The organism is Haloplanus salinarum (assembly GCF_024498175.1).
Taxonomy (GTDB): Archaea; Halobacteriota; Halobacteria; order Halobacteriales; family Haloferacaceae; genus Haloplanus; species Haloplanus salinarum.
Genome location: NZ_CP101823.1, coordinates 1,704,803 through 1,729,765 on the forward strand (window position 1 = coordinate 1,704,803; position 24,963 = coordinate 1,729,765).

Annotated in this window: 26 protein-coding genes and 1 pseudogene; 19 read left to right on the top strand and 8 right to left on the bottom strand. The window is 69.8% G+C overall.

All coding sequences use genetic code 11. The features are described 5' to 3' along the window. Positions 1-105: 105 nt before the first annotated feature. Both sucD and sucC read right to left on the bottom strand, forming a co-directional pair. Positions 106-975, bottom strand: coding sequence for a succinate--CoA ligase subunit alpha (gene sucD, locus NO364_RS08825; RefSeq protein WP_257629105.1), 870 nt, complete (start codon positions 973-975; stop codon positions 106-108). 82 nt (positions 976-1,057) lie between these two features. Continuing rightward, positions 1,058-2,203: an ADP-forming succinate--CoA ligase subunit beta gene (gene sucC / locus NO364_RS08830; protein ID WP_157687845.1), complete on the bottom strand. Its 1,146-nt coding sequence runs from the start codon at positions 2,201-2,203 to the stop codon at positions 1,058-1,060. A 110-nt stretch (positions 2,204-2,313) separates the two neighbouring features. Between sucC and NO364_RS08835 the strand changes: the two are divergent. From NO364_RS08835 to NO364_RS08875, 9 genes and pseudogenes are all read left to right on the top strand, one after another. After that, positions 2,314-2,481, top strand: a pseudogene (locus tag NO364_RS08835) (HEAT repeat domain-containing protein); the annotation flags it as partial. Beyond that, positions 2,478-3,707 carry a P-loop NTPase gene (locus NO364_RS08840; RefSeq protein ID WP_257629107.1) on the top strand — a complete coding sequence of 410 codons (1,230 nt, stop codon included), beginning with the start codon at positions 2,478-2,480 and terminating at the stop codon, positions 3,705-3,707. The pseudogene NO364_RS08835 and the gene NO364_RS08840, both read left to right, overlap by 4 nt. A 55-nt stretch (positions 3,708-3,762) precedes the next feature. Then, positions 3,763-4,770, top strand: a complete 1,008-nt coding sequence (locus tag NO364_RS08845) for an NADPH:quinone reductase (protein WP_157687843.1) — start codon at positions 3,763-3,765, stop codon at positions 4,768-4,770. Positions 4,771-4,853: 83 nt separating this feature from the next. Continuing rightward, positions 4,854-5,561: an SDR family NAD(P)-dependent oxidoreductase gene (locus NO364_RS08850; RefSeq protein ID WP_157687842.1), complete on the top strand. Its 708-nt coding sequence runs from the start codon at positions 4,854-4,856 to the stop codon at positions 5,559-5,561. Positions 5,562-5,631: 70 nt separating this feature from the next. Then, entirely contained in the window at positions 5,632-6,969 is a 1,338-nt protein-coding gene (locus NO364_RS08855; RefSeq protein WP_157687841.1) for a sodium-dependent transporter, read from the top strand. Positions 6,970-7,034: 65 nt separating this feature from the next. Next, positions 7,035-8,453 (top strand): sodium-dependent transporter, encoded by a 1,419-nt coding sequence (locus NO364_RS08860; protein ID WP_257629108.1) that lies wholly within the window; start codon positions 7,035-7,037, stop codon positions 8,451-8,453. Between the two features lie 67 nt (positions 8,454-8,520). Next, a complete protein-coding gene (locus NO364_RS08865; protein ID WP_157691036.1) occupies positions 8,521-10,065 on the top strand; it encodes an acyl-CoA carboxylase subunit beta in 1,545 nt (514 codons plus the stop codon). Position 10,066: 1 nt separating this feature from the next. Further along, positions 10,067-10,321: a DUF8022 family protein gene (locus NO364_RS08870; RefSeq protein ID WP_157687839.1), complete on the top strand. Its 255-nt coding sequence runs from the start codon at positions 10,067-10,069 to the stop codon at positions 10,319-10,321. Between the two features lie 84 nt (positions 10,322-10,405). Continuing rightward, positions 10,406-11,965, top strand: a complete 1,560-nt coding sequence (locus NO364_RS08875; protein WP_257629109.1) for an ATP-binding protein — start codon at positions 10,406-10,408, stop codon at positions 11,963-11,965. A 61-nt stretch (positions 11,966-12,026) separates the two neighbouring features. Here NO364_RS08875 and NO364_RS08880 read toward each other — a convergent pair whose 3' ends face one another. From NO364_RS08880 to cofD, 5 genes are read right to left on the bottom strand one after another with little or no spacing between them, the layout of a single operon-like run. Continuing rightward, positions 12,027-12,221: a 30S ribosomal protein S17e gene (locus NO364_RS08880; RefSeq protein WP_157687837.1), complete on the bottom strand. Its 195-nt coding sequence runs from the start codon at positions 12,219-12,221 to the stop codon at positions 12,027-12,029. Positions 12,222-12,245: 24 nt separating this feature from the next. Further along, entirely contained in the window at positions 12,246-12,854 is a 609-nt protein-coding gene (locus tag NO364_RS08885) for a DUF447 domain-containing protein (protein ID WP_157687836.1), read from the bottom strand. Next, positions 12,851-13,720, bottom strand: coding sequence for a triphosphoribosyl-dephospho-CoA synthase (locus tag NO364_RS08890; protein ID WP_157687835.1), 870 nt, complete (start codon positions 13,718-13,720; stop codon positions 12,851-12,853). The genes NO364_RS08885 and NO364_RS08890 overlap by 4 nt, the downstream gene beginning before the upstream one ends. Continuing rightward, complete coding sequence (locus NO364_RS08895; RefSeq protein WP_257629110.1) at positions 13,717-14,490, bottom strand: tRNA-dihydrouridine synthase; 774 nt, start codon at positions 14,488-14,490, stop codon at positions 13,717-13,719. Before NO364_RS08895 ends, NO364_RS08890 begins: the two co-directional genes overlap by 4 nt. Continuing rightward, positions 14,490-15,482: a 2-phospho-L-lactate transferase gene (cofD, locus tag NO364_RS08900; protein ID WP_257629111.1), complete on the bottom strand. Its 993-nt coding sequence runs from the start codon at positions 15,480-15,482 to the stop codon at positions 14,490-14,492. The genes NO364_RS08895 and cofD overlap by 1 nt, the downstream gene beginning before the upstream one ends. Before the next feature lie 102 nt (positions 15,483-15,584). Between cofD and NO364_RS08905 the strand changes: the two genes are divergently transcribed. The 7 genes from NO364_RS08905 (at position 15,585) to NO364_RS08935 (ending at position 23,097) form a co-directional block, all read left to right on the top strand. Then, positions 15,585-16,325 carry a proteasome assembly chaperone family protein gene (locus NO364_RS08905; RefSeq protein WP_157687832.1) on the top strand — a complete coding sequence of 247 codons (741 nt, stop codon included), beginning with the start codon at positions 15,585-15,587 and terminating at the stop codon, positions 16,323-16,325. A 45-nt stretch (positions 16,326-16,370) separates the two neighbouring features. After that, positions 16,371-16,976 (top strand): nucleotide exchange factor GrpE, encoded by a 606-nt coding sequence (locus tag NO364_RS08910; protein WP_157687831.1) that lies wholly within the window; start codon positions 16,371-16,373, stop codon positions 16,974-16,976. Positions 16,977-17,138: 162 nt separating this feature from the next. Further along, entirely contained in the window at positions 17,139-19,055 is a 1,917-nt protein-coding gene (gene dnaK / locus NO364_RS08915; RefSeq protein ID WP_157687830.1) for a molecular chaperone DnaK, read from the top strand. Between the two features lie 51 nt (positions 19,056-19,106). Next, positions 19,107-20,267, top strand: a complete 1,161-nt coding sequence (gene dnaJ / locus NO364_RS08920; protein WP_257629112.1) for a molecular chaperone DnaJ — start codon at positions 19,107-19,109, stop codon at positions 20,265-20,267. Next, positions 20,268-20,963, top strand: coding sequence for a long-chain fatty acid--CoA ligase (locus NO364_RS08925; RefSeq protein ID WP_257629113.1), 696 nt, complete (start codon positions 20,268-20,270; stop codon positions 20,961-20,963). It begins immediately after the preceding gene. Positions 20,964-21,062: 99 nt separating this feature from the next. Then, on the top strand, positions 21,063-22,466 hold the full coding sequence (locus tag NO364_RS08930; RefSeq protein ID WP_257627317.1) for a short-chain fatty acid transporter: 1,404 nt from the start codon (positions 21,063-21,065) through the stop codon (positions 22,464-22,466). Between the two features lie 46 nt (positions 22,467-22,512). Then, complete coding sequence (locus NO364_RS08935) at positions 22,513-23,097, top strand: GNAT family N-acetyltransferase (RefSeq protein ID WP_257627318.1); 585 nt, start codon at positions 22,513-22,515, stop codon at positions 23,095-23,097. Here NO364_RS08935 and NO364_RS08940 read toward each other — a convergent pair. Continuing rightward, positions 23,094-23,309: a DUF8142 family protein gene (locus NO364_RS08940; protein ID WP_157687825.1), complete on the bottom strand. Its 216-nt coding sequence runs from the start codon at positions 23,307-23,309 to the stop codon at positions 23,094-23,096. The two genes, NO364_RS08935 and NO364_RS08940, sit on opposite strands and share 4 nt — an antisense overlap. Positions 23,310-23,389: 80 nt before the next feature. Here NO364_RS08940 and cdd point away from each other — a divergent pair, with 80 nt between their 5' ends. From cdd to NO364_RS08955, 3 genes are all read left to right on the top strand, one after another. Next, complete coding sequence (gene cdd, locus NO364_RS08945; protein WP_157687824.1) at positions 23,390-23,803, top strand: cytidine deaminase; 414 nt, start codon at positions 23,390-23,392, stop codon at positions 23,801-23,803. 122 nt (positions 23,804-23,925) lie between these two features. Continuing rightward, on the top strand, positions 23,926-24,057 hold the full coding sequence (locus tag NO364_RS08950; RefSeq protein WP_257627319.1) for a hypothetical protein: 132 nt from the start codon (positions 23,926-23,928) through the stop codon (positions 24,055-24,057). A gap of 82 nt (positions 24,058-24,139) precedes the next feature. Further along, positions 24,140-24,943, top strand: a complete 804-nt coding sequence (locus NO364_RS08955) for a nucleoside phosphorylase (protein ID WP_257627320.1) — start codon at positions 24,140-24,142, stop codon at positions 24,941-24,943. Positions 24,944-24,963: the final 20 nt, after the last annotated feature.

Here is a 24,963-nt window from a genome sequence, read left to right on the forward strand (position 1 = left end):
CCCCGACGGTCGACGGCCCGGTCACGGTCGCGGACTGGCGACCGAGCCCGAAGGAGTTACAGCGGTGGCGAGGCGACAGCCCGAGGCTTTAGCCGTGGGAGGACGTCAGAGGTAGCCCTCGATGTGGTCCGCTACCTCGTCGGGGGTGTCGCCGACGGGGACGCCGGCGTCGTTGAGCGCCCGGATCTTGCTCTCGGCGGTCCCGGTGCCGCTCCCGGAGACGATGGCGCCGGCGTGACCCATGCGCTTGCCCGGCGGGGCCGTCCGGCCGGCGATGAAGGCCGCCACGGGCGTGTCCATCTCGGTCGCGATGTACTTCGCGGCCGCCTCCTCGTCCTCGCCACCGATCTCGCCGCACATGGCGATGGCCTCGGTCTCCGGATCGGCCTCGAAGAGTTCGAGGGCGTCGATGAACGAGGTGCCGATGATCGGGTCGCCGCCGATGCCGATGGCGGTCGTCTGGCCGATGCCGCGGTTCGTCAGGTTGTCGACCACCTGGTAGGTGAGCGTCCCCGACCGGGAGACGAGGCCGACGTTCCCCGACGAGAAGATGTTGCCGGGCAGGATGCCGAGTTTCGCCTCGCCGGGCGTGATGACGCCGGGACAGTTCGGGCCGACGAGGTAGGTGTCCGTCTCCGAGAGCCGGCGGTTCACCCTCGCCATGTCCTGGGTCGGGATGCCCTCCGTGATGGCGACGACCAAGTCGAGCGAGGTGTCGAGCGCCTCGAACAGCGCGTCGGCGGCGAACGCGGGCGGGACGAAGACCACGGAGGCGTCGGCGTCCTCCCGGCGGACGGCCTCGTGGACCGTATCGTAGACGGGGACGCCGGCGACCTCCTGGCCGCCCTTGCCGGGGACCGCGCCGGCGACGACGTTCGTGCCGTACTCGATCATCTGCTCGGCGTGGAACTTCCCCTCCCCACCGGTGATGCCCTGCACGACGACGCGGGTGTCCTCGTCGACCAGGACGCTCACGCGAACCACCCCCCGGTGGTGAGCGTGAGGTCGTCGAGCACAGTCTCGCGAGCACCGCGAGCGAGGAAGCGATCGACGGAACTCATGAATCGACCTCCTCGGCGTTGGCGACGGCACGTTGCACCGCGTCCTCTAGGGTCCCCTCGACCTGGACGAGGCTGGTGTCGAGGATCTCCATCCCCTCGCTGGCGTTGGTGCCGGCGAGGCGGACCACGACGGGTTTGGGGATCTCGTCGAACTGCGAGAGCGCGTCGTTGATGCCGCGGGCCACCTCGTCGCCGCGGGTGATGCCGCCGAAGATGTTGAACACGACCGAGTCGACGTTGGGGTCTGAGAAGACCATATCGAGGGCGTTGGCGACGCGTTCGGCCTTGGCGCCGCCACCGATGTCGAGGAAGTTCGCGGGGTCGCCGCCGTAGTGGTCCACGAGATCCAGCGTCGCCATCACGAGGCCGGCACCGTTGCCGATGATGCCGACGTTGCCCGACAGGCGGACGTAGTCGAACCCGTACTCGCCGGCCTTGCGTTCGAGGTCGTCGGTGTAGGACTCCTCCTCCATGTCCGCGAGGTCGGGGTGGCGAAAGAGCGCGTCGTCGTCGACGTTCAACACGGCGTCCGCGGCGACGACGTCGCCGCCGTCGGTCACCATCAGCGGGTTGATCTCGGCCTCGCTCGCGTCCTTACTCTCCCAGAGGTCGTACAGCGTCTCGAGGACGCTCGCGACCGCACGGGAGACGTCACGGGGGATCCCCGACTCGTAGACGGCCTTCCGGGCCTGGTAGGGATGGAGACCGAACGCGGGATCGACCGCCTCGCGGGCGATGGCCTCGGGCGTCTCCTCGGCGACCGACTCGATGTCGACGCCGCCCTCGGAGGAGACCATCGCGACGGGTTCGCCCTCGCCGCGGTCCATCGTCACGCCGAGGTAGAGTTCGTTCGTGAAGTCGACGGCCGACTCGACGAGGACGCGGTCGACGTGGTAGCCCTTGAGGTCCATCCCGAGGATGGCGTCGGCGGCCTCCCGGAGTTCGTCGTCGTCGGTCGCGATCTCGATACCGCCGGCCTTGCCGCGGCCGCCGACGTGGACCTGTGCTTTGACCGCCACCGGGTAGCCGAGTTCGGCCCCGGCGTCGACGGCCTCGTCGACGCTCGTCGCCAGCCGGGAGTCGGGCGTCGGGATCCCGGCGTCGGCGAAGATACCCTTCGCCTGATACTCGTGGAGTCTCATGTCGAATCGTCCAGGGGTACCGGCGACCGGGAGTTAGTAGTACCGGTCGAACGGGGCCGTCGCGGCGTCCACGCCGCCGGACCGGCGGCCGATCCGATCGATCGGACGCGAGACGTCAGTGCGAGATGACCGACGATCCGGCGACGGTCGTGGCCCAGACGGCAGAGCGCGCTCTGGAGGCCGACCCCGCGCGGTTCCGGCGCAACTTCGGCGCGCTGGAGAACGACGGCCGCCTCCTGCCCGGCGAAGACCGACTCAACCGCATGCCAGACCGATGACCGACGGGACGACACTCACGGACCGAGTCGAAGCGGCGCTCCGAACGGTACGCGACCCCGCGGCGGACCTCTCCGTCTTCGAGGCGGGGTTCGTCGAGAACGTCGCCGTCGCGGACGGCGAGGTGACGGTCGAGACCGACCTGACCGCCCTCGACGGCGAGACGAGTCAGGGGGTGATCGAGGCGATCCTCCGCGCCGTGGACGACGTCGACGGCGTCGAGAGCGTCCACGTCGAGCAGGCGGCGCCGTCGAGCGAGGGACGTGCCGGCGTCGAGGCCTTCGACCGGGTGATCGCCGTCGCGAGCGCGAAAGGCGGCGTCGGCAAGTCGACGGTGGCGACCCACCTGGCCTGTGCGCTCGCGGCCGACCACGACGTCGCGCTCTTCGACGCCGACATCCACGGGCCGAACGTGCCGACCCTGCTCGATCTGAGCGGCCCCGTCCACTCCAGCGAGGAGGGCGACCCCCTGCCGGTCCGCCGCGGCGGGATGGACGTGATGAGCGTCGGTCTGATGGAGTCGGGGACGCCGCTGGCCTGGCGCGGCGCGATGGCCCACGACGCGCTCTCGGATCTCTTCACCAACACGGCGTGGCGAAACGAGGACGTCCTCGTGATCGACCTGCCGCCGGGGACGGGCGACGTCGTGCTCACGACGCTCCAGGAGACCCCCGTCGACGGCGTGGTCGTCGTCACCACGCCCTTCCACGCCGCCGTCGCCGACACCGCACGCACCGTCGAACTGTTCCGCGACAACGAGGTGCCCGTCCTGGGCGCCGTGATCAACATGGCCGAGTACGTCTGTGACTGCTGTGGCGAGGCCAACGACCTGTTCGCCGCCGACGGCCTCGGGGACCTGGACGCGCCGGTCCTCGCGGAACTCCCTTTCACCCACGACCTGCAGGGGCGCCCCGAACCGGGGTCGGTGCCCGCGGTGATCGAGCGCCTCGGCGACCGCGTCGCCGACGCCGTCGAGCACGCGGGCGAGGTCGACGTGCCCGCGGACGCCGTCGACATCCGCGGGGTGGCTCCCCAGGAGCGAAAGGAGCGGGTGCGCGAACGGTTCGAGTCGCTGGCGCCGGGCGAGCGGTTCGTCCTCGTCAGCGACCGCGATCCGACGCCAGTGGCGGGGTTCCTGAGCCGTCTCGCCGAAACGCCACGGGACGCACTCGACGTCGACGTGCGGCGCGCGACGCCGACGGCCTGGGTGCTGGAAGCGGAACGGTGAGTGCCGACGGCGACTACCCGCCATTTATTCGGTCCCTCTCCGTAGCGACGGACACATGCGCGCAGTCCGATACCACGAGTACGGCGGTCCCGAGGTACTGCGAGTCGACGAGGTCGACCGGCCCGAGCCGGCCGCGGACGAGGTCCTGATCGAGGTGGCGGCGGCGGGGGTCAACCCCGTGGACACGTACTTCCGCGAAGGGGGCTACGAGCCGTTCACCCTGCCGATGGTCACCGGCGTCGACGCCGCGGGCGAGGCCGTATCGGTCGGTCCGGACGTCGTGGGGATCGACGCCGGCGACAGCGAGGAGCCACGCTCCTCGGGAAGCCGGCTGGAAGCCGGCGACGCCGTCGTCGCCACCGGCCTGAACAAGGACCACTACGGCACCTGCGCGGAGTACGTCGCGGTGCCGAGCGACCGGGTCGTCGAACTCCCCGCCGGCGCCGACCCCGTCGCCGCCGGCGGGGCGGGGGTCGCGGCCGTGACCGCCTGGCGGGCGCTGATCGACCACGCCGGCCTCGAACCCGCCGAGACGGCGCTGATCCACGGTGGGAGCGGCGGCGTGGGCCACGCGGCCGTCCAACTCGCCGCCACGACCGGCGCGCGGGTCGTCACCACCGCCGCGCCGGAGTACCACGACCGCCTCGAAGCCCTCGGGGCCGACGCCGTCCTCGATTACGCCCGCGACGACCTGCGGGAGGCCGTCGAGGAGGCGAGCGCGGGCGGCCCGGACGTCATCCTCGATCACCGCCTCGACGACTACCTGCAGTTCGACGCGGACGTGGCCGCCCACGACGCCCGGATCGTCGGCATCGGCGAGAACGACCCCGCCGTCGGCTTCACGAACGACGGCGCCGCCCGCGGGAAGGACCTCACCTTCCAGTTCATGAGCATGTACAACACGCCGGATCTGAGTCGGCCGCTGGAACGGGTCGCGACCCTGCTCGGCGAGGGCGAACTCGACATCCAGGTGGCACGCACCTACGACCTGGACGACGTGGCCCAGGCCCAGCGGGACGTGATGTCGGAGAGCTTCCTCGGCAAGCTCGTGGTCACGCCCTGATCGTCGGTCGCCGGGTCCCGGGCGGGCGGCCTCGGCGGACGAGCCCCCGCGGGCTTTTGTGTCGCCACGCCGAACAGTTCCCCATGTCGGCATCCTTCGACTTCGGGGATCGGGTGGTACTGGTCACGGGCGTGAGCGGTGCGCTCGGGAGCGCGATCGCGACGGCGTTCGACGACGCCGGGGCGACCGTCTGTGGGGCGGACATCGTCGCGCCGGACGACGAGGACTCGCTCGTCGATCCGGACGTGGTGGACTACTATCGGGGCGACTTCACCGACGAGGACGACGTCAGGGGCGTCGTCGACGCGGTGATCGAGGAGCACGGTCGCCTGGATCACCTCTGTAACGTCGCGGGGACGTGGCGCGGGGGCGACCCGATCCACGAGACGGACGCCGAGACGTTCGACTTCCTCCTCGACGTGAACCTGAAGACGATGTTCCTGGCGTCGAAACACGCGCTCCCGCACCTGCGAGAGCGCGGAGGGACGGTCGTGAGCGTCTCGTCGCGGTCGTCGCTCTCGGGCGGCGAGGGCGACGGCCCCTACCGCGCCTCGAAGGCGGGGGTGCGCCTCCTGACGGAGACGATCGCCGAGGAGAACGCGGGGGTCGTGCGGGCGAACGCGGTCATGCCGAGCGTCATCGACACGCCGATGAACCGCGAGATGATGCCCGACGCCGACCACGACACGTGGGTCGACCCCGCGACCATCGCGCGGACGGTGCTGGCACTCTCCGCGGACGCCACGGCGGCCACCAGCGGCGCGGCGGTCCCGGTCTACGGCGAGGCCTGACGCCCGTCGGCCGGTGGCGGTCGTCACGGCGGATCGTGATCCTTTTTTCGGTGGTGGCGGAAGCCGGACCATGTCACAGAGAGAGACGTGGGCGACGCGGGTCGGCTTCATCCTCGCGGCCGTCGGAAGCGCCGTCGGCCTAGGCAACGTCTGGCAGTTCCCGTTCCAGACGGGCGCGAACGGGGGCGCCGCCTTCATCGTCGTCTACCTCGCCGCCGTCTTCCTGATCGGCTTTCCCGCCATGCTCGCGGAGTTCGTGATCGGTCGCCGCGCGGAGCGAAACCCCATCGACGCCTTCGCCCGCCTCGGCCATCGAGACTGGCGCGTCGTCGGCGTCCTCGGCACCCTCTCGGCGTTCTGGATCCTCGCCTTCTACAGCGTCGTCGGCGGCTGGGTGATCCGGTACATCGTCGGGAGCGCCACGGGTGCGTACTTCTCGGGCTCCGAGGCGTACTTCGGCGCCATCGCCGCCGGCCCCGACGCGGTCGGCCTGCACGCCGTCTTCATGGCGCTGACCGTCGGCGTCGTCGCCCTCGGGGTGACCGACGGCATCGAGCGGTCGACGAAACTGATGGTGCCGAGCATCGTCCTCCTGCTCGGCGGCCTCGCCGTCTGGGCCGTGACCCTCGACGGCGGCGGCGCCGGCTACGCCTACTACCTCTCGCCCGACATCGACACCCTGGTCGCGAACATCGGAAGCATCCTCCCGGCCGCGGTCGGGCAGGCCTTCTTCACCCTCTCGCTCGGGATGGGGGCGATGCTCACCTACGCCTCCTATCTCGGCCGCGACGACTCGCTGCCGGCCGACGGCGCGACCATCGTCGTCCTCAATACGTTCGTCGGCCTGCTGGCGGGCCTGGTCGTCTTCCCCATCCTCTTCTCGCTGGGGATCGAACCCGGGAGCGGCGGCCTCGGCGCCGCGTTCATCACTCTCGCGGGCGCGTTCGCGCAGTTGCCCGCCGGACGCCTCCTCGGGGTCGTCTTCTTCGTCGTCCTCCTGCTAGCGGCGCTCTCCTCGGCGATCAGCCTGCTCGAAGTCGTCACTGCCTACCTCGTCGACAACACCGACCGCTCGCGCTCGACGCTAGCGGTGGCCCTCGGCGCCGCCATCTTCGCGCTCGGCGTGCCGAGCGCCTTCGGCCTGCCGATCCTCTCGTGGTACAACGCCATCGCCTACAACCTCCTGCTCCCCCTGTCGGTGCTCTGTCTGCTCCTCTTCGTCGGCTGGGTCGACACCGACGACGCCGTCGCCGAACTCCGTCGAGGCACCGGGCTGGGCGAGGGCGGCGCCGTCGCGTGGCTCTGGTTCGTCCGCACGGTCGTCCCCCTCGGCGTCCTGGTGACGCTCCTGCTCGGCCTACAGTCGCTCGCGGTCCGGGCGGGACTGCTCGCCGAGGCCGTCGTCTAAGCCTCGCTCCGTTGACGACTCACGACACGAAACCCACTTTACCGGGGTTCACCGACGGTGTGCTAATGGCACGAGAGACGTGGGGTACGCGCACGGGCTTCATCCTGGCCGCCGCGGGGAGCGCGGTCGGACTGGGGAACATCTGGCGGTTCCCCTGGATGACCGCCGAGAACGGTGGGAGTGCCTTCCTGCTCGTCTACCTGGTCGTCGTCCTCGGGGTCGGCGTCCCGGGACTGCTCGGGGAGTTCGTCATCGGCCGCCGGGCCCGCCGCAATCCCATGGGCGCGCTGGGCGACCTCTCCGGGTCGCGCCGCTGGGCCGCCGTCGGCGGCGTCTCCGCGATAACCGGCGTCGCGCTCCTCTCCTTTTACGGCGTCGTCGGCGGCTGGATCCTCCGTTACCTGCTGGTCTCGCTGACCGGCCCCGTCACGGGCGGCGCAGCCTACCTCGCCGATCCGGGCGCGTACTTCGAGGCCGTCTCCTTCGGCGTCGAGGCCGCCGCCTTCCACCTGCTCTTTCTCTCCCTCACCGGCCTGATCGTCCTCGGGGGCGTCCGCCGCGGCATCGAACTCGGGACGAAGGTGATGATGCCCGCGGTGCTCGCGCTCCTGGTCGGCATGGCCGTCTGGGTGTCGACACGCCAGGGCGCCGGCGCCGGCTACGACTTCTTTCTCGCCTTCGACCTCGGGACGATCCGGGGCGATTTCTTCTCGATCCTCGGGCCCGCCGCCGGGCAGGCGCTCTTTACCCTCTCGGTCGGCGCGGGCACCATGATCACCTACGCCTCCTACCTCGACGAGGACCGGTCGCTCCCCTTCGACGGGTCGGTCATCGCCCTCCTCAACACGGGCGTCGGCGTCCTCGCGGGCCTCGTGGTCTTTCCGCTACTCTTCTCCCAGGGGATCGATCCGGGGAGTGGCGGTCCAGGGGCGCTTTTCGTCGGCATCGCAGGCGCGTTCGCGGCCCTGCCCGGCGGCGAACTCCTCGCGATCCTGTTTTTCGGCGTCGTCGCCTTCGCCGCGCTGTCGAGTTCGATCAGCATGCTGGAGATTCCGGTCGCCGTCCTCGTCGACGAGGCGGGGTGGTCGCGGCGGCGGGCCGTCGGGGCGTTGCTGGCCCTGATCGCGACGACGGGGACGATCACCGCCCTCCGGCCCGCGCTCTTCGACTTCGTCGCCGGGACGCTGGTCGACCTCCTGCTCACCGGCGGTCTGATCGCCTTCCTCCTGTTCGCGGGGTGGGTCCTCGGCCGCGACGCGGTCGCGGAGTACGCGACCGGCGCGGGGCCGATCGCGACCCGCTTTGGCACCCCCTGGTTGCTCGCCGTCGGGGTGGCTATCCCCCTCTTTCTGGTCTTCACGCTCATGACGACCCTCGGCCTCGACGCCCGGATCGGGTTCTGGCCGACCGTGGGCGCCGCCGTCGCCGTCGTCGGCGCCGGGATCGCGTTAATCGGCCTCCGACGCGGCCGCGTGGCGGTGTGAGGACGGCGGAATCCTTTTGCCGCCGGTCGAACCTTTAACGTATCATGACAGGTGGTGGGCCATGACCATGGACGAGCGGATCGAGGAACTCCGCGAGAAGCGGGAGCGGGCGCTCCTCGGCGGCGGTCAGGACCGGATCGACTCCCAACACTCGAAGGGGAAGATGACCGCCCGCGAGCGGATCGACTACTTCCTCGACGACGGCACCTTCCGGGAGTTCGACCAGTTCCGGACCCACCGAACTCACAAGTTCGGCATGGAGGAAAAGCAGTTGCCGGGCGACGGGGTCGTCACCGGCTACGGCGAGGTGAACGGGCGCAAGACCTTCGTCTTCGCCCACGACTTCACCGTCTTCGGCGGCTCGCTCGGCGAGGTGATGGCCGAGAAGATCTGTAAGGTGATGGACAAGGCGATGGACGTCGGCGCGCCCATCGTCGGCCTCAACGACTCCGCGGGCGCCCGCATCCAGGAGGGGGTCCGCAGCCTCGCCGGCTTCACCGACATCTTCCACCGTAACCAGCAGGCCAGCGGCGTCATTCCCCAGATTTCGAGCATCATGGGTCCCTGTGCCGGCGGCGCGGTGTACTCCCCCGCCATCACCGACTTCGTCTTCATGGTGAAGGACACGAGCCACATGTTCATCACCGGACCGGACGTGATCAAGACCGTCACCGGCGAGGAGGTCACCTTCGAGGAACTCGGCGGGGCGGCCACCCACGCCTCGGAGACGGGCGTCGCACACCGCGCCTTCGAGGACGAGGAGACGGCCCTCGACAACATCCGTCGCCTGCTCTCCTATCTCCCCCAGAACAACGTCGAGGATCCGCCGCGGCTCGACCCCTGGGACGACCCGGATCGCCCGGCGGACGAACTCGTCGACGTGGTGCCCGACGAACCACAGAAGCCCTACGACATGACCGACGTGATCGACGCCGTCGTCGACGAGGGCTCCTTCTTCGAGATCCACGGCGACTGGGCGCGCAACGTCGTCGTCGGCTTCGGCCGCCTCGACGGCCGCTCGGTGGGTGTCGTCGCCAACCAGCCCCGGTCGAACGCCGGCACCCTCACCGTCGACGCCAGCATGAAAGCTTCGCGGTTCGTCCGCTTCTGTGACGCGTTCAACGTGCCCATCCTCACGCTCGTCGACGTCCCGGGGTACATGCCGGGCACCGACCAGGAACACCGCGGGATCATCCGCCACGGCGCGAAACTGCTCTATGCCTACTCCGAGGCGACCGTGCCGCTACTGACGGTCATCACGCGGAAGGCCTACGGCGGCGCCTACTGCGTCATGGCGTCGAAACACTTGGGCGCGGACGTCAACTACGCGTGGCCGAGCTCCGAACTCGCGGTCATGGGACCGGAGGGGGCCGTGAACATCCTCTACAGCGACGAACTCGACGCGGCCGACGATCCGGAGGCCCGCCGCCAGGACCTCGTCGAGGAGTACCGCGAGGAGTTCGCCAACCCCTACACCGCCGCCGACCGCGGGTTCATCGACGACGTGATCGAACCCCAGGACACCCGGACGCGCCTGATCGACGACCTGGAGATGCTGGCGACCAAGCGCGTCTCGAACCCCGAGAAGAAACACGGCAACATCCCGATCTGAGATGTACGAACTCGACGTCCCCGCCGACGCCGACGCGGAGGAGGCCGCGGCCATCGCGGCCGCCGTCGGAGCCCACGTCCGTGACGGCGAGCGTGCCGCGGCGGCGGCCGCCACGACCCCGTCCGACGAGGGCTGGGACGGGCGCCGCTGGACCTTCGCCGGGCGGATCGACGGCCTCCAGAGCCGGTCGGTTCGCGTCCCCGACGGGGCGCCGACGGACGGCTGGACGGCCGCGGGTCGCACCGACCGACTCTGAGCCGATCGTCCGACATCCGTTGACACGTTTCGGAGGATACACGTTTCAATACGCATATACGGACCCCGTTCGAAAGCTGGGGCCGTGAGCGACGAACAGGGGAGCGCCGACGAGAGGGCGGTCGGAGACCCCGTCGGCGGCGACTTCGCCGGGCTCCTCGCCAAGCGATCCCGGAGAGGGTGGTTGACCGGGGGGCTCGAAGTCCCTCTCGGCGGACTGTCCGTCGCGTGGCGTCGGCGTCTCGGGAGCGGCGTCGTCGCCGGCGTCGGCCTGCTGCTGGTCGGTATCCCCGTCTATCACCTGTTCAGTCACGGGGCCGCCATCGAGAGCCTACTGGGTGATCTGCTGCCGCTCTCCTTCGGCGCCACGCTGATGATGACGGGTGCCTGGCTCCGGTGGTGGAACGACGACGACACGGCCCCGATGGTGACGGCGTTCTGGGTCCTCGTCGGCCTCGTCGGCGCCGGACTCGTGGCGCTGTACGTCCTCATCATGCACGTCGGCCACGGCCACGTCGTCCAGTCGCCGTGGTTCCTCGCCTACGACATCGCCGCCACGGGCGCCGTGGCCGGACTCCTAATCAGCCGGTACGACCTGCGAGCCCGGACCCGCCACCGCCGGCTGAGCGAGCGGGAACGCCAGTTCCGGGCGGTGTTCGAGGGGACGCTCGACGCCCTCGTCGTCACCGACGACCGGGGCCGATACGTGGCCGCCAACCCCGCGGCCGCCGACCTGTTCGGCCTCGAACGCTCGGAACTGATCGGCAAGCGGGTCGTCGATTTCACGCCCGAAGACGTCGACGTCGACGAACAGTGGTCGGCGTTCCTCGACGAGGGGAGCCAACGCGGCGAGATCGAACTCCGCCGCCCGGACGGCGAGATCAGAACCGTCGCCTTCGCCGCCACCGCGAACGTCCTGCCCGGGCGTCACCTCTCGGCGCTGCGGGACGTGACCGAGCGCACCCGTCGCGAGCAGGAACTGGGCGAGGAGCGCGCCCGCGTCGAGTTCCTTAACCGACTGCTCAGGCACAACATCCTCAACGGCATGAACCTCGTGCTGGCGAAACTCGACGTACTGGCCGAGGACGTCCCGGACGGCCGACGCGAGGACGTCGACATGGCCCGCCACCGGAGCGAGGAGATCGTCGACCTCGTCCAGACCGCCCGACGGCTGGCGAGCGACGTGACCGAGGCATCCGCGGAACGCGCGATCCCGGTGGGCGACCCGCTCTCGGCGGCCATCGGGACGGTCAGAGAGACGTACCCGCGGGCGACCGTCGAGTGGTCGCCGCCCGACCGGCCCCTCCGGGTCCGTGCCGACGACATGCTCGAGACCGTGTTCGATCACCTCCTGACGAACGCGGTCGAACACAACGACACCGAGTCGGTCCACGTGACCGTCGACGTCGAGGCGGACGCGGAGACGGTCACGGTGCGTTTCGCCGACGACGGCGTCGGCATCCCGGCCGAACGGCGCGAGCAACTGTTCGACGGCGGCGGCTTCTCGCACGGCCGCGACTGGGGCGGGTTCGGCCTCTCCATCGTCGACGTGCTCGTCGACAGGTACGGCGGCCGCGTGCGGACGACCGAAAACGAACCCCACGGCGTCGTCTTCCACGTGGAACTCCCGCGGGCCGCCGACTGATCCGGCCGGCGCCGCGGCTCGCGGGGAGGAGGAGGAGTCGCTCGACGTACAGCCGACAGTATCAGGCCTGGGCGGCCGCGCCCGCTTTCTTGCGCGTGATGTAGCCCGCGATCCGGTTGCGAACGCCCTTGGATTCGACGTTAGTCAGTTTGGTGACACTCTCCTTGTTCGTCTCGAAGTCGGTGTTGAACGCTTCCGGATATCGCTCCAGCAGGAGCCCGCCGAGCTGTTTGACGTATTTGGGTTTGATGGCCATACCGACAGTTGTGCCGCTGGGCCACTAAAGCGATTCGTTCCGCCGCGCCCGCCAGCCGGTCAGTTCGTCGACCCGGTCGAAGGCCGCACGCTCCGCCGGCCCGCCGCAGCGCTCGACCGTCTCGGCGAAGTACGCGAGGCGGTCGAGCAGGGCGTCGGTGTCGTAGGCCGGCACGTCGAGCCGCGAGGCCGCCACCGTCGCGTCGATGACGGCGTAGAACCCGCGGTTTATCGTCGGTACCCGCCGCTCGCGCACCGTCGCCTCGCCGGGGTCGAGCGCCCAGCGGACCCACTCGGTGCCCCCTTCCTCCCCCTCGTCGAGCCGTTCGACGGTCACCTCCACCCACGCGGCCGCGCCAGCCCGAACCGGCTCGTCCGTCTCGGTCACGTCGAGGGCGGCGTCGACGAACTCCCGGGGATCGGTCGTGAACTGGACGACGCCGCCGCCCCGTCGCTCGAAGTTGCCGCGGGTCCGGGTGTGCCCCCACGTGGTCGCGGTCACGGGGTCGTCCGGACCCTCGGGCGCGTGGAGGCCGAGCGCCGCCTGGTTCCAGCGGTCGTTCGGGCCCAGGGTCGCCGCGACCGACTCGGTGACGCCGGCGAGGTCGACCGGCCAGCCGTCGGGGGTCGTCACACCGGCACCCCCCGTTCGAGCGCGACGAAGGCCGCCGCAGCGGTGTGATCGGCGGTCGTCCCGGGGTTGATCCCCTCGGCACGGAACCGCTCGGCCAGCTCCTCGGCGGCGTCGAGATCGTCGCGGACGGCCGCAGCCCGCCGGCTCGCCGCCTCGGCGACGTCCCGACCGTGTTCGGTCGCCACGAGCGAGTCGGGGCGCTCGGCCAGCAGGTCGAGGAACGCGCGGGCCAGTCGGTCGGTGACCGGCCCCTCGTCGTCGAGGACGGTTTCGGCGGCCGCGAACGTCCGCTCGAAGCCGCCCGTCCACTCCGCAGCGTTGCCGTCGCGGTCCGCACTCAGGTCCATCACGTCCGCGAGCGTCAGTCCCCGCTCCCTGATCGCGGGCGCCGCGTCGGCGCCGCGGCGCACGTCGAGGGCCGCCGCGTCCGGCGGCGGGTCGTCGACCGCCACTTCGACGTGTTCGAACGCGCGGTAGAAGGAGACGGCGTCGTCGACGGTCGTGGCGTCGACGACACCCGCAACGCCGGCCGGCGAGAGGCGGTCCGTCGCGGCGGCACGGACCAGCGGGACGAGCAGGAGGAGACAGCCGAACTGCGTGTTGTCGCCGTCCTGCTGGCTCATGCCCCGGACCGCCCGTTCGAAGGCGTCGCCGAGCGGGCGGTCCGGATCGGCCGCCTCGCGGAGTCCGGGTCTGGCTCCCACGGCGCCCGCGAGGAAGTGTTCGAACCGGAGGTCGTCGTGGTCGCGGCGGCGGTCGACGTTGCCCGGCTTGGGCGTGCTCGCCACCTCCAGCAGCAAGGCGAGTTCCGCGTGATCGACCGGCGACATCCCGGGTCGAGGGTGGGATGGGCGGTCGTCGGTCATTCCCGCACCCCTCCGTCGTTGCGGGCCGGGGCCGACGGTCCCTCGGCCCGGCGGTCCCAGTCGTCGACGGCGCGGGCGACCCGTCGGAGGATCGCCGGATCGTCGCTCGGTCGGCCGACGCTGACGCCGTCGGCGCCGTAGGCGAGGTACTCCCACGCCGTCGTCCGGTCGCGGACGCCGTTGTTCGCGAGGACGAAGGCCTCGGGGGCCGCGGCCGCGACGTCGGCGACGACCGGTTCGCTGTCCATCGCGTCGACGTGGACGATATCGGCGCCCGCGTCGGCGACCCGGCGGGCCGTCGCCGGCAGGTCGACGCCGTCGACCTCGGTGCGGACCTTCACGCTCACGGTTGCGCCCGTCTCGGCCGCGGCGGCGACGTAGCGGGCGAGGCGGTCGGTATCGCGGAGCAACGCCTCGCCACAGCCGACGGCACACAGCTCCGACTGCCGGCAGTGGGCGTTGATCTCCAGAACCGCGTCGTGGCGGGCACACGTCGCGGCGGCCTCCCGGATCGGTCCGGCGGCCGTACTCCGGACGTTCAGCCCGGGGCGGATCGGCGCGTCGGCGAGGGCGGCGAGTTCGTCGTCGGCGAAGGAGAGCGGGTCGTCGGGGAGGAACTCCTCGCGGCCGCGGGCGATCAGGCCGCGGGCGGCCTCGCGGGCCTCGGAGTCGAGGGCGAGGCCGCCGAGGAGGGCGAGGTCGGCGAAGGGGGCGCCGTCCCGCGCCCACGCGGCGTCGGCGGCGCCGCTGAGGCTCGCGAGGGCGAGCATCAGGCCACCTCCGCGAGCGCCGCCGCGGCGGCGCGGACGACGCGTTCGGCGTCCGCCGGGCCGTCGATTCGGGTGTCGGTGCGGACGACCGGGCGGTCGAGGGTCGTGCCGTCGTCGGTGTCGAGGACGAACGCGTCGACGAAGGGGTAGGCGTCGGCGACCCCGGCGGTCGAGGGATCGCGCCCGACGCCGCGCATGAGGTCGTCGGCCGGCCCGGAGAACACGCGGTCCTCGATAAAGGGCGAGACGGCGACGACCGGTGTGTCCGCGAGGGCGTCCTCGACGCCCGGGAGCGCGCGGATGGGGCCGACGCTGGTGACCGGGTTCGACGGGCCGATCACGACCGGCTCGTCGAGGGCAGCACGGACCGCGGGGGTTGGGGTCGCGTCGGCGGCGCCGCGGAACTCGACGTCCTCGACGGCGGGGGCGGCCCGGCGTGCCACCCAGTACTCCTGGAAATGCATCGTGCCCGCCTCGGTGTGAACCATCGTCGCCACGGGGTCGTCGCTCATCGGCAGGAGGTCGACCGTGAGGTCGAAGGCGTCCGCGAGGCGACGCGTCACCTCGGTCAGGCTGCGACCCTCGTCCAGCAGGCCGGTGCGGGTGAGGTGGACCGCCCGGTCGCGGTCGCCGATCTCCATGAACTCGGCGACGGCGGAGAAGCGCCGCCAGCGGGCGAGTCGGCGGCCGGCGGTCTGTCGGTCGGGGGGCAGATACCGCGGCCCCCGGGGGAGGTCGGCGGCGTCGGCCAGCCGGACGAGTTCGTCGTGTGTCGCGGTCGTGTCGCCCTCGATCCCCCACCAGTGGCCGCGATCGAGGACACCGCCGCCCTGGAAGAGGACGGTATCGAGGTCGGGACAGACCAGCAGACCGCCGAGTTCCACGTCGTCGCCGGTGTTGGCGACGACGGTGACCGCCTCGGGGTCGAAGGCGGCGTCCACGCCGTCGAGGAGTTTGGGCGTACCCGTCCCGCCGGCGAGAAACGTGACCATGCGCGCCGTAGCGGACGGGTGGATTTGTGCCTTTGGGGTCGGGTCGGACCCCCCGGTCGGTCACGCGCCACGCTTACGGAACCGCCGGTCGAAGGGTCACGCATGAGCGACATCGAGGTACTCCGCGACGACGTATCGCTCGACGATCCGACGCTGGTCGAGGGGTTGCCGGGGGTCGGCCTCGTGGGCAAACTCGCCACCGACCACCTCGCGGAGACGTTCGACATGGTGCACTACGCGAACGTCCACTGCGATGGACTGCCGCCGGTGGCGACCTACGAGGACGACGACCGCGAGCTGGTGACGCCGGTTCGGCTGTACGCCGACGCGGAGCGCGACCTGCTCGCCCTCCGAAGCGACGTGCCGGTCACGCCGCCGGCCGCCCTGGAGTTCGCCGAGTGTCTGTCGGCGTGGGACGACGACGGCGGGACACACGTCTACCTGAGCGGGATCGGTCGGGAGCGCGATGAGGGGACAGCGCCGGCGCTGTACGGCGTCGGCACGGCCGGCGGGAGCGAGAGTCTCGCGGCCGTGGGGATCGAATCCCCCGCGGAGTCGGGACTCGTCTCCGGCCCGACGGGCGCACTCCTGAACCACGCGGTGCGGACCGGTCGGCGAGCCGTGGGACTGATCGTGGGGTCGACGCCGAACTTCCCGGACCCGCAGGCGGCCGCGCACCTCCTCCAGGAGGGAATCGGGCCGCTGCTCGGGACGGAGGTGCCGGTCGACGAGTTGATCGACCGCGCGGCGGAGATCAGAAAGGCCAAGCGGCGGCTAGCCCGGCAGATGCAGGAGGCGGACGAGACGAGTTCGCAGGCGCGGCCGCTCGGGATGTATCAGTGAGCGCGTTCTGCAAGTCTTAAGCGACCCGAGGCGTTTCGTTCGACCATGCAAGAGGATGCGGCCGACGGAACGACGACTGACGGCGACGCTCCCGAAGTGGACGACGGCGAGTCGGCCGAGGCCGACCTCGCCGAACGCGTCGCCGAGTACGACGCCGACCTCGGTGCGGCCGTCGAGGACCTCGAAGCACGGATCGAGGCTCTCGAAGCGGACCTCGAAGCGGAACGGGACCGTGCCGACGACTTGGAGTCGCGACTGAAACGCAAGCAGGCCGACTTCCAGAACTACAAGAAGCGCACCGAGGAACAAAAGGAGGAGCTCAAAGAACGGGCGACGGAGGACTTCGTGGCCCGGCTGGTGCCGGTGCGGGACGACCTGGTCAGGGCGCTCGAACAGGACGACGACGTCGACATCCGCGACGGCGTGGAGTCGACGCTGGCGTCGCTCGACCGCGTCCTCGAGTCCGAGAACGTGACGGCCATCGAGCCGTCGGCCGGCGACGAGGTCGACCCAGTCCGCCACGAGGTGATGATGAAAGTCGAGAGCGACCACCCCGAGGGAACCATCGCAGAGGTGTTCCGTCCGGGCTACGAGATGGCGGGATCGGTCATCCAGGAGGCGCAGGTGACGGTCAGCGACGGGTCGGCGTAGCGCAGCCGGAGCGAACCCGGCGGATTGCAGTTCTACATAAATGGTGTTGGTGAAGGACGACCAGCGAGCGATAAATCGGGGGACGGGAGCGACCCGCTCTGGACGGGGAGCTCGGGCCGTCTAGTAACCTTTAACCGAACTAAACCGGTAATCAAGGACAAGATGGCGAGCAACAAGATTCTGGGAATCGACCTCGGGACCACGAACAGCGCGTTCGCGGTCATGGAGGGCGGCGATCCGGAGATCATCGTAAACGGCGAAGGCGACCGAACGACTCCCTCCGTCGTCGCGTTCACGGACGACGAGCGACTCGTCGGGAAGCCGGCGAAAAACCAGGCCGTCCAGAACCCCGAGCGCACGATCCAGTCGATCAAACGCCACATGGGCGAGGAGGACTACTCCGTCGAGATCGACGACGACGAGTACACGCCCGAACAGATCTCGGCCATGATCCTCCAGAAAATCAAGCGGGACGCCGAGGAGTACCTGGGCGACGAGGTCGAGAAGGCGGTCATCACGGTGCCGGCGTACTTCAACGACCGGCAGCGCCAGGCGACCAAAGACGCCGGCGAGATCGCCGGCTTCGAGGTCGAGCGCATCGTCAACGAGCCGACGGCGGCGTCGATGGCCTACGGCCTCGACGACGAGTCCGACCAGACGGTCCTCGTGTTCGACCTCGGGGGCGGCACCTTCGACGTGAGCGTCCTCGATCTGGGCGGCGGCGTCTACGAAGTCGTCGCGACCAACGGGGACAACGACCTCGGGGGCGACGACTGGGACGAGGCGATCATCGACCACCTCGCCGAGGAGTTCGAGAGCGACCACGGCATCGACCTCCGCGAGGACCGCCAGGCGCTCCAGCGGCTGAAGGACGCCGCCGAGGAGGCCAAAGTAGAGCTCTCCTCGCGGAAGGAGGCGGACATCAACCTCCCGTTCATCACCGCGACCGACGACGGCCCGATCCACCTCGAGACGTCGCTCACCCGCGCGAAGTTCGAGTCGCTGACGAGCGACCTGCTGGAGCGGACGGTCGAGCCGACCGAGCAGGCACTCTCCGATGCGGGCTACTCGAAAGACGACATCGACGAGGTCATCCTCGTCGGCGGATCGACGCGGATGCCGCAGGTCCAGGAGAAAGTCGAGGACCTCGTCGGCCAGGAGCCGAAGAAGAACGTCAACCCCGACGAGGCCGTCGCGCTGGGCGCGGCGATCCAGGGCGGCGTCCTCGGCGGCGAGGTCGACGACATCGTCCTGCTGGACGTGACGCCCCTGTCGCTCGGGATCGAGGTCAAGGGTGGCCTGTTCGAGCGGCTGATCGAGAAGAATACCACCATCCCGACGGAGGAGTCGAAGATCTTCACCACCGCGGCGGACAACCAGACGATGGTGCAGGTTCGGGTCTTCCAGGGTGAACGCGAGATCGCCGAGGAGAACGAACTGCTCGGCGAGTTCCAGCTGACCGGCATCCCGCCGGCGCCCGCCGGTACGCCCCAGATCGAGGTCGGCTTCAACATCGACGAGAACGGCATCGTCAACGTCGAGGCCGAGGACAAGGGCTCGGGCAACGCCGAGTCGATCACCATCGAGGGCGGCGCCGGCCTCTCCGACGAGGAGATCGAGCGCATGCAGAATGAGGCCGAGGAACACGCCGAGGAGGACCAGCAGCGCCGCGAGCGGATCGAGGCCCGCAACGACGCCGAGGGTGCGATCCAGCGCGCCGAGACGCTCCTCGAGGAGAACGAGGAGGAGATCGACGACGAGATCCGGGAGTCCGTCGAGGACGCCATCGCGGACGTCGAGGAGACCCTCGACGACGAGGACGCGACGGCCGAGGAACTGCAGGACGTGACCGAGACGCTGTCCGAGGAACTCCAAGAGATCGGCAAGCAGATGTACCAGGAGCAGGCCCAGCAGGCCCAGGCCGGCGCCGGCGGTGCCGGTGCGGGCATGGGCGGTGCGGGTGCCGGCCCCGGTGCAGGTGCGGGTGCCGGCCCCGGCGCGGGTGCCGGCCCCGGTGCCGACGACGAGTACGTCGACGCCGACTTCGAGGAGAAAGACGACGAGGACGAGGACGCGTAGTCCCCGAGCCGCGTTTTTGAAATAGGTAGGGACGGTACGAAAGGATAACTGATGACAGAGGATTTCTACGACGTGCTCGGCGTGTCCCAGGACGCCTCCGAGGAGGAGATCAAGGCGGCGTACCGGAAGAAGGCCTCCGAGTACCATCCGGACGTGAGCGACGACCCCGACGCCGAGGAGAAGTTCAAGAAGGCAAAGAAGGCAAAGGAGGTGCTCACCGACGAGGAGAAGCGACAGGCGTACGACCGGATGGGTCACGAGCGCTTCGAACAGGCCGAGAAGCGCGGCGGCTTCGACGGCGGCGGCGGGGCCGACGGCGCACGCGGCAACCCCTTCGGCGGCGCGGGTGGTGGCGGCGCCGGCGGCTTCGAGGACATCTTCGAGCAGTTCTTCGGCGGCGGCCGCGGCGGCGGCGGGGGCGGCGACCGGCCCCGACAGGGGCAGGACCTCCGCACGTCGCTCGAACTCGACCTCGAGGAGGCCTTCGAGGGCGTCGAACGCGAGTTCACCGTGACGCGGCCGTCGCGGTGTCCGGACTGCGACGGCGAGGGCCACCCGCCCGACGCCGACGCGCGGACGTGTCCCAACTGCGACGGCCGGGGGCAGGTCACACAGGTACAACAGACGCCGTTCGGCCGGATGCAACAGACGGGGACCTGCCGGCAGTGTGGCGGCGACGGCACCCTCTACAGCGAGACGTGTGCCACCTGCGACGGCGAGGGGCAGGTTCGCGAGGAGTCGACGCTCTCGGTCGACATCCCGGCGGGGATCCGGGACGGACAGACCCTGCGGATGGAGGGCGAGGGCGCGCCGGGGCGGAACCGCGGGCCGAACGGCGACCTGCTGATCGAGGTGTCGGTCGCCGACCATCCGGACTTCGAACGCGACGGCGACGACCTGCAGTACCAGCATCCCATCTCCTTCCCGCAGGCCACTTTCGGCGACACCGTCGAGGTGCCGACCCTCGACGGCACCGTCGAGATGGACGTGCCCGCGGGCACCCAGAGCGGCGAGACGTTCCGTCTGAAGGGGAAGGGAATGCCCCGACTCCGACGGCGGGGCCGCGGCGACCTCTACGTACAGGTGCAGGTCGTGACGCCGGACGACCTGAACGAGGAGCAACGCGAGGCTCTCAAGGAGTTCGCCGAGGCCGGCGGCGAGGAGGTCGACGTGAAAGAGGGCTTCTTCGAGCGGATCAAGAGCAGTTTCTAGATGCGCGTCCTCGGGGATCTAGTCGGCCGTGACCGGCGAAGCGAACGGATCGCGTTGCGGGTCGTGACCCGCGACCGAGCGGTCAGCTACCGCGATTTCTGTACGACGGCCTGGAAGGCCGGCCACGCGCTCAGCCACCTGGGCGTCCACGAGGGGGCGCGGGTCGCACTCGCGCCCGACCCGGCACCACAGGTCGTCGAGACGCTGTTCGGTGCGGCGTCGCTCGGCGCCCCCGTCGCGTTCGACGTCGACGCCGACGCGCGGGTCGTGATGGGACACGTCGACCGGGAGGCCGAACTCGACGGCGGCGAGCGGAAGGTCTGCGTCTACGGCGGGGCGCCGGCGGCGGCGACGGCGACCCACTGGGAAGGGGTGGTCTGGAGCGAGAACCCCGCGATGCCCCCCGGCGAGCGCTCGCCGGACGACCCGGCCCTGCTCGACGGGGAGCGGGCGTGGTCACACCGCGAGCTGTTGAGGCGGGCCGAGGACGTCGTCGACGCGGCGGGACTGGACGCCGGGACGGCCGTCGCGCTCCGGGCGTCGCTCGCCGACCCGCGGGCGGTGGTCGCGGGGGTGCTCGCCCCGCTGCTCGCGGGCGGAACGGTCGTCCTGCCCGGCGCCGAGGCGGCGGGACCGGTCGCGGTGAGTGACGATCCGGTTCCCGAGGAGCGTCGGATCGCTCTCGGTTCGGTGTGAGCAGCGGTACGGGGTCGAACGTCCGCGCCTTGGAGGGGTGACTCACGTCACCCGACACCACACCTTTATATCCAAAGATCATGTCGGATGCGAGTATCGATGTCAACACGACAGCGCGTACAATCGTTCGGTCGATCGATGGCGGACTGGTCGGAGAGGTGGATCCCGAGTCCGTTCCTGTTCGCGGTGATCCTGACGCTGATCGCGTACGTAGCCGCAATCGCGTTTACACCCGACGGTCCCTACCAGAACATCCAGAATTGGTACGACGGCTTCTGGACCCTGTTGACCTTCGCGATGCAGATGGTGTTGATTCTGGTCACGGGGTACGCTGTCGCCGACTCGGATTTCGTCAGTAGCTATCTGGATCGCCTCGCCGCAGTCCCGGACACGAACACCCAGGCGGCAGCCCTCGTGGCAGCCGTCGCGTTGATCTTCGGCTACTTCCACTGGGGCATCGGCCTCATCGTGGGGGCAATCTTCGCCATCTTCGTGGCACGGGCGGGCCACGAGCGGGGGAAGACGTTCCACTATCCCATCCTCTGTGCCGCGGGCTACACGAGCCAGACCATCTGGCACGTCGGCCCGTCGACGAGTGCGGGGCTGTTGTCGGCGACGGAGGATCACCCCTTCCAGGACATCATCGGCATCGTCCCGCTCAACGAGAGTGTGTTCACGATTTACGCGTTCGGCATCGCCGTCTTGGTGTTCGTGACAGTCATCCCAGTGCTGGCGTTTCTCGCACCCGACGAGGAGGACGCGACGGGTATCGAGGAGTACGCACCGGAACTCCTCCGCGGCGACGACCCCGAGGAGGCCGTCTCGGACTCGGACGACGGGGCGACGGTCACGGCGAACACCCCCCGGTCTCCGGCGGACCGGCTCAACGACAGCCGGGCCGTCGCCTACCTCATCGGCATCGGGATGATGGTGTACGTCATCAACTACTTTGTCAACGCCGGCGGGATCGGCGAGGCGCTCGACCTCAACGTGTTCAACTTCACGTTCATCGCGCTGGGCCTGTTCCTGCACAAGACGCCGGCGGCGTACATGGAGACGATCCGTGACGCAACCGAGGGCGCGGCCGGGATCATCCTCCAGTTCCCCTTCTACGCCGGAATCCTGGGAATCATCAGCAACTCCGGGCTCTCGGATCTGATCGCCGAGGGACTGCTCGCTGTGGCGACGCCACAGACCTTCCCGGTGATCGCGTGGCTGCTCGGCGGATTGATGAACCTGTTCGTCCCGAGCGGCGGCGGGGAGTGGGGAATCATCGGCGGCGTCGTCGGAAGCGCGGCGGTCGAACTCGGCGTGCCGCCCGGCAAAGCCATCGTCGCCTACGGCGTCGGCGACATGTGGACGAACATGTTCCAGCCGTTCTGGGCCATCCCACTACTGGGACTGACGCAGGTCCGTGCTCGCGACATCCTCGGGTACACCATCGTCGTCATGCTGGTGTTGTTCCCGGTGTTCGCCGTGGGGCTCTATTTCCTGCCGTACTGACGCGACGCGGCAAATCCTTTTGGTTCGCCGCTCACTACCTCGGCCCATGTACGTCCGGGACGCCAAGAACCGAGACGAGGCCTGGTTGCTCGACCACATCGAGGAGATGGCCTTGGACGACGTCGCCTTCAGGTCCCGGGATTACGTCATCGCGGTCGACGAGGAGACGAACGAGCGGGCGGGGTTCGGCCGCGTCCGCGTCCACAAGACCGACGACGGCGACTACTGCGAGTTGACGGGTGTCGGCGTCCTGCCCACGTGGCGTGATCAGGGGGTGGGAGCACACGTCGTCGAGCGCCTGGTCGAGACGGCGGCCGCCGAGGGGTTCGACATCGTCTACTCGGTGACCGACCGGCCGAACTACCTGGTCCAGTTCGGGTTCGAACCCGTCGAGTCGGACGCCCTCCCGGAGCGGATGCGCGAGCGGGTGGCCGAGAAGCGGGAGTCGGTCCAACCCGACGCCGTCGCGACGCGCCTCCGCGTCGACGCCTTCGAGATGCCCGCGCGGTTGCGGGAGGCGTTCAAGAACGCAAGTCCCCACGAGGCGGGCGCCGAGTCGTCGGAGGCCGACGCCGAGGACTTCGGTATCGACCCGGACAGTGCGACGTACAAGTACGACACCGGCCGTTAGGTCCGGTCCTCGAGGAAGTCGGTGCTGAACGCCAGCCACGCGAGAACCGTCGTAAAGAGGATGGGCGGCAGGATAGCGAAGGCCCAGAGGGGTTCGATACCCCACACCAGGAGGAGGACGACGTCCGCGAGTCCAAGCAACAGGAAGGGCGTCACAGCCAGCGCCGCGCGTCGGCGGTTCGGCGTCGACGCCTCGCCCTCGGAGAGTGCCATGGTGGGGCTCGTCGTTCCGCGAGTAAAAGTCCCTCGGGTGGGGACAACCCCTATGCGCTCCCCGCGTGTACGAACGGGGCGTGACCGACGAACTCGTCGAACGCGCCCGCGAGACCCTCGACGCCGCGTACGTCCCCTACTCCGACTACCGTGTCGGCGCGGCGCTTCGAACCGCCGACGGCACCGTGTTCACCGGTTGCAACGTCGAGAACGCCAACTACAGCAACAGCCTCCACGCCGAGGAAGTCGCCCTGGCCGAAGCGGTCAAACGTGGCCACCGAGCGTTCGACGCGCTGGCGGTCGCCTCGGGTGCCCGCGACGGCGTGACCCCCTGCGGGATGTGTCGCCAGACGCTCGCGGAGTTCTGCGACGACGACCTGCCGATCCGCTGTGACGAGGGTGGGGACGCGGTCAGCGAGTATACCCTCGGCGAACTGCTGCCCGCGACCATGGGTCCCGAAACTCTCGAATCCGCCGAACGTAGTCACGAATAACGAAATTCGAAACGTACATCGAACTATTTTCCCATATGCACCCATTCCTTAAACACTATTACGTCTATGTAACACATACCAACAGCAGACTTTTATGGGACGGATGACATCGTTCTATCAAGATGGCACAAGCCAGCCGAGTCACCGATCCGTCCGAGCTATCGACCTGTCCGTCCTGTGAGAGCACCGTGTTGAACGTCCAAGGCATCCACGCCTGTTCGGCCTGTAGTTGGGTCACCGCCGAGTACCGGTAACCGGCGGTCAGGCTGCGAGTCCCCCGCCGCGGAGGTGTCCAGCCGCCGTAGCTATTTGCGCCCCGTATCCGTACGGGGTCCCATGGCAGACGACACCGACCGCCAGTACCACCTCGAAGTCGCGCCGGGAGACGTCGCCGACACGGTGTTGCTCCCCGGCGACCCCGACCGTGTCGACGTCGTGACCGACCGCTGGGACGAGGCCGAGACGGTCGCGACCCACCGGGAGTACCGCACCGCGACCGGAGCGTACGATGGCGAACCGGTCTCGGTCACCTCGACGGGCATCGGGAGCCCCTCCGCCGCCATCGCCGTCGAGGAACTCGCACGCGTCGGGGCGGAGACGTTCCTCCGGGTCGGATCCTGTGGCGCCATCCACCCCGAGATATCGGTCGGCGACCTGGTCATCACGACCGGCGCAGTGCGGGGCGAGGGGACGAGCGAGGAGTACGTCCGCCCGGACTACCCCGCCGTCGCGGACCACGCGGTCGTCTCGGCGCTGGTGGCGGCCGCCGAGCGACTCGGCTACGACTACCACTGCGGGATCACCCTGAGTACGGACAGCTTCTACGCCGGGCAGGCCCGTCCGGGGTTCGAGGGGTTCGAGGCCCCGGGGACCGACTCGTTGCTCGACGACCTTCGGACCGCGAACGTCAAGAACATCGAGATGGAGGCGAGCGCCGTGCTGACGCTCGCGAACCTCTACGGGCTCCGTGCGGGCGCGGTGTGTACCGTCTTCGCCAACCGAACGACGGGCGAGTTCCGGACCGAGGGAGAGGGTCGGGCCGCGGAGGTGGGCAGCCTCGCGGCCGCGCTCCTCCACCGGATGGGCGAGCGACGCGAGGCGTCGGGCGCCGACGCGTGGCACGCCGACCTCTCGCTGTAGTCGGTGCCGTCCGGCGACGT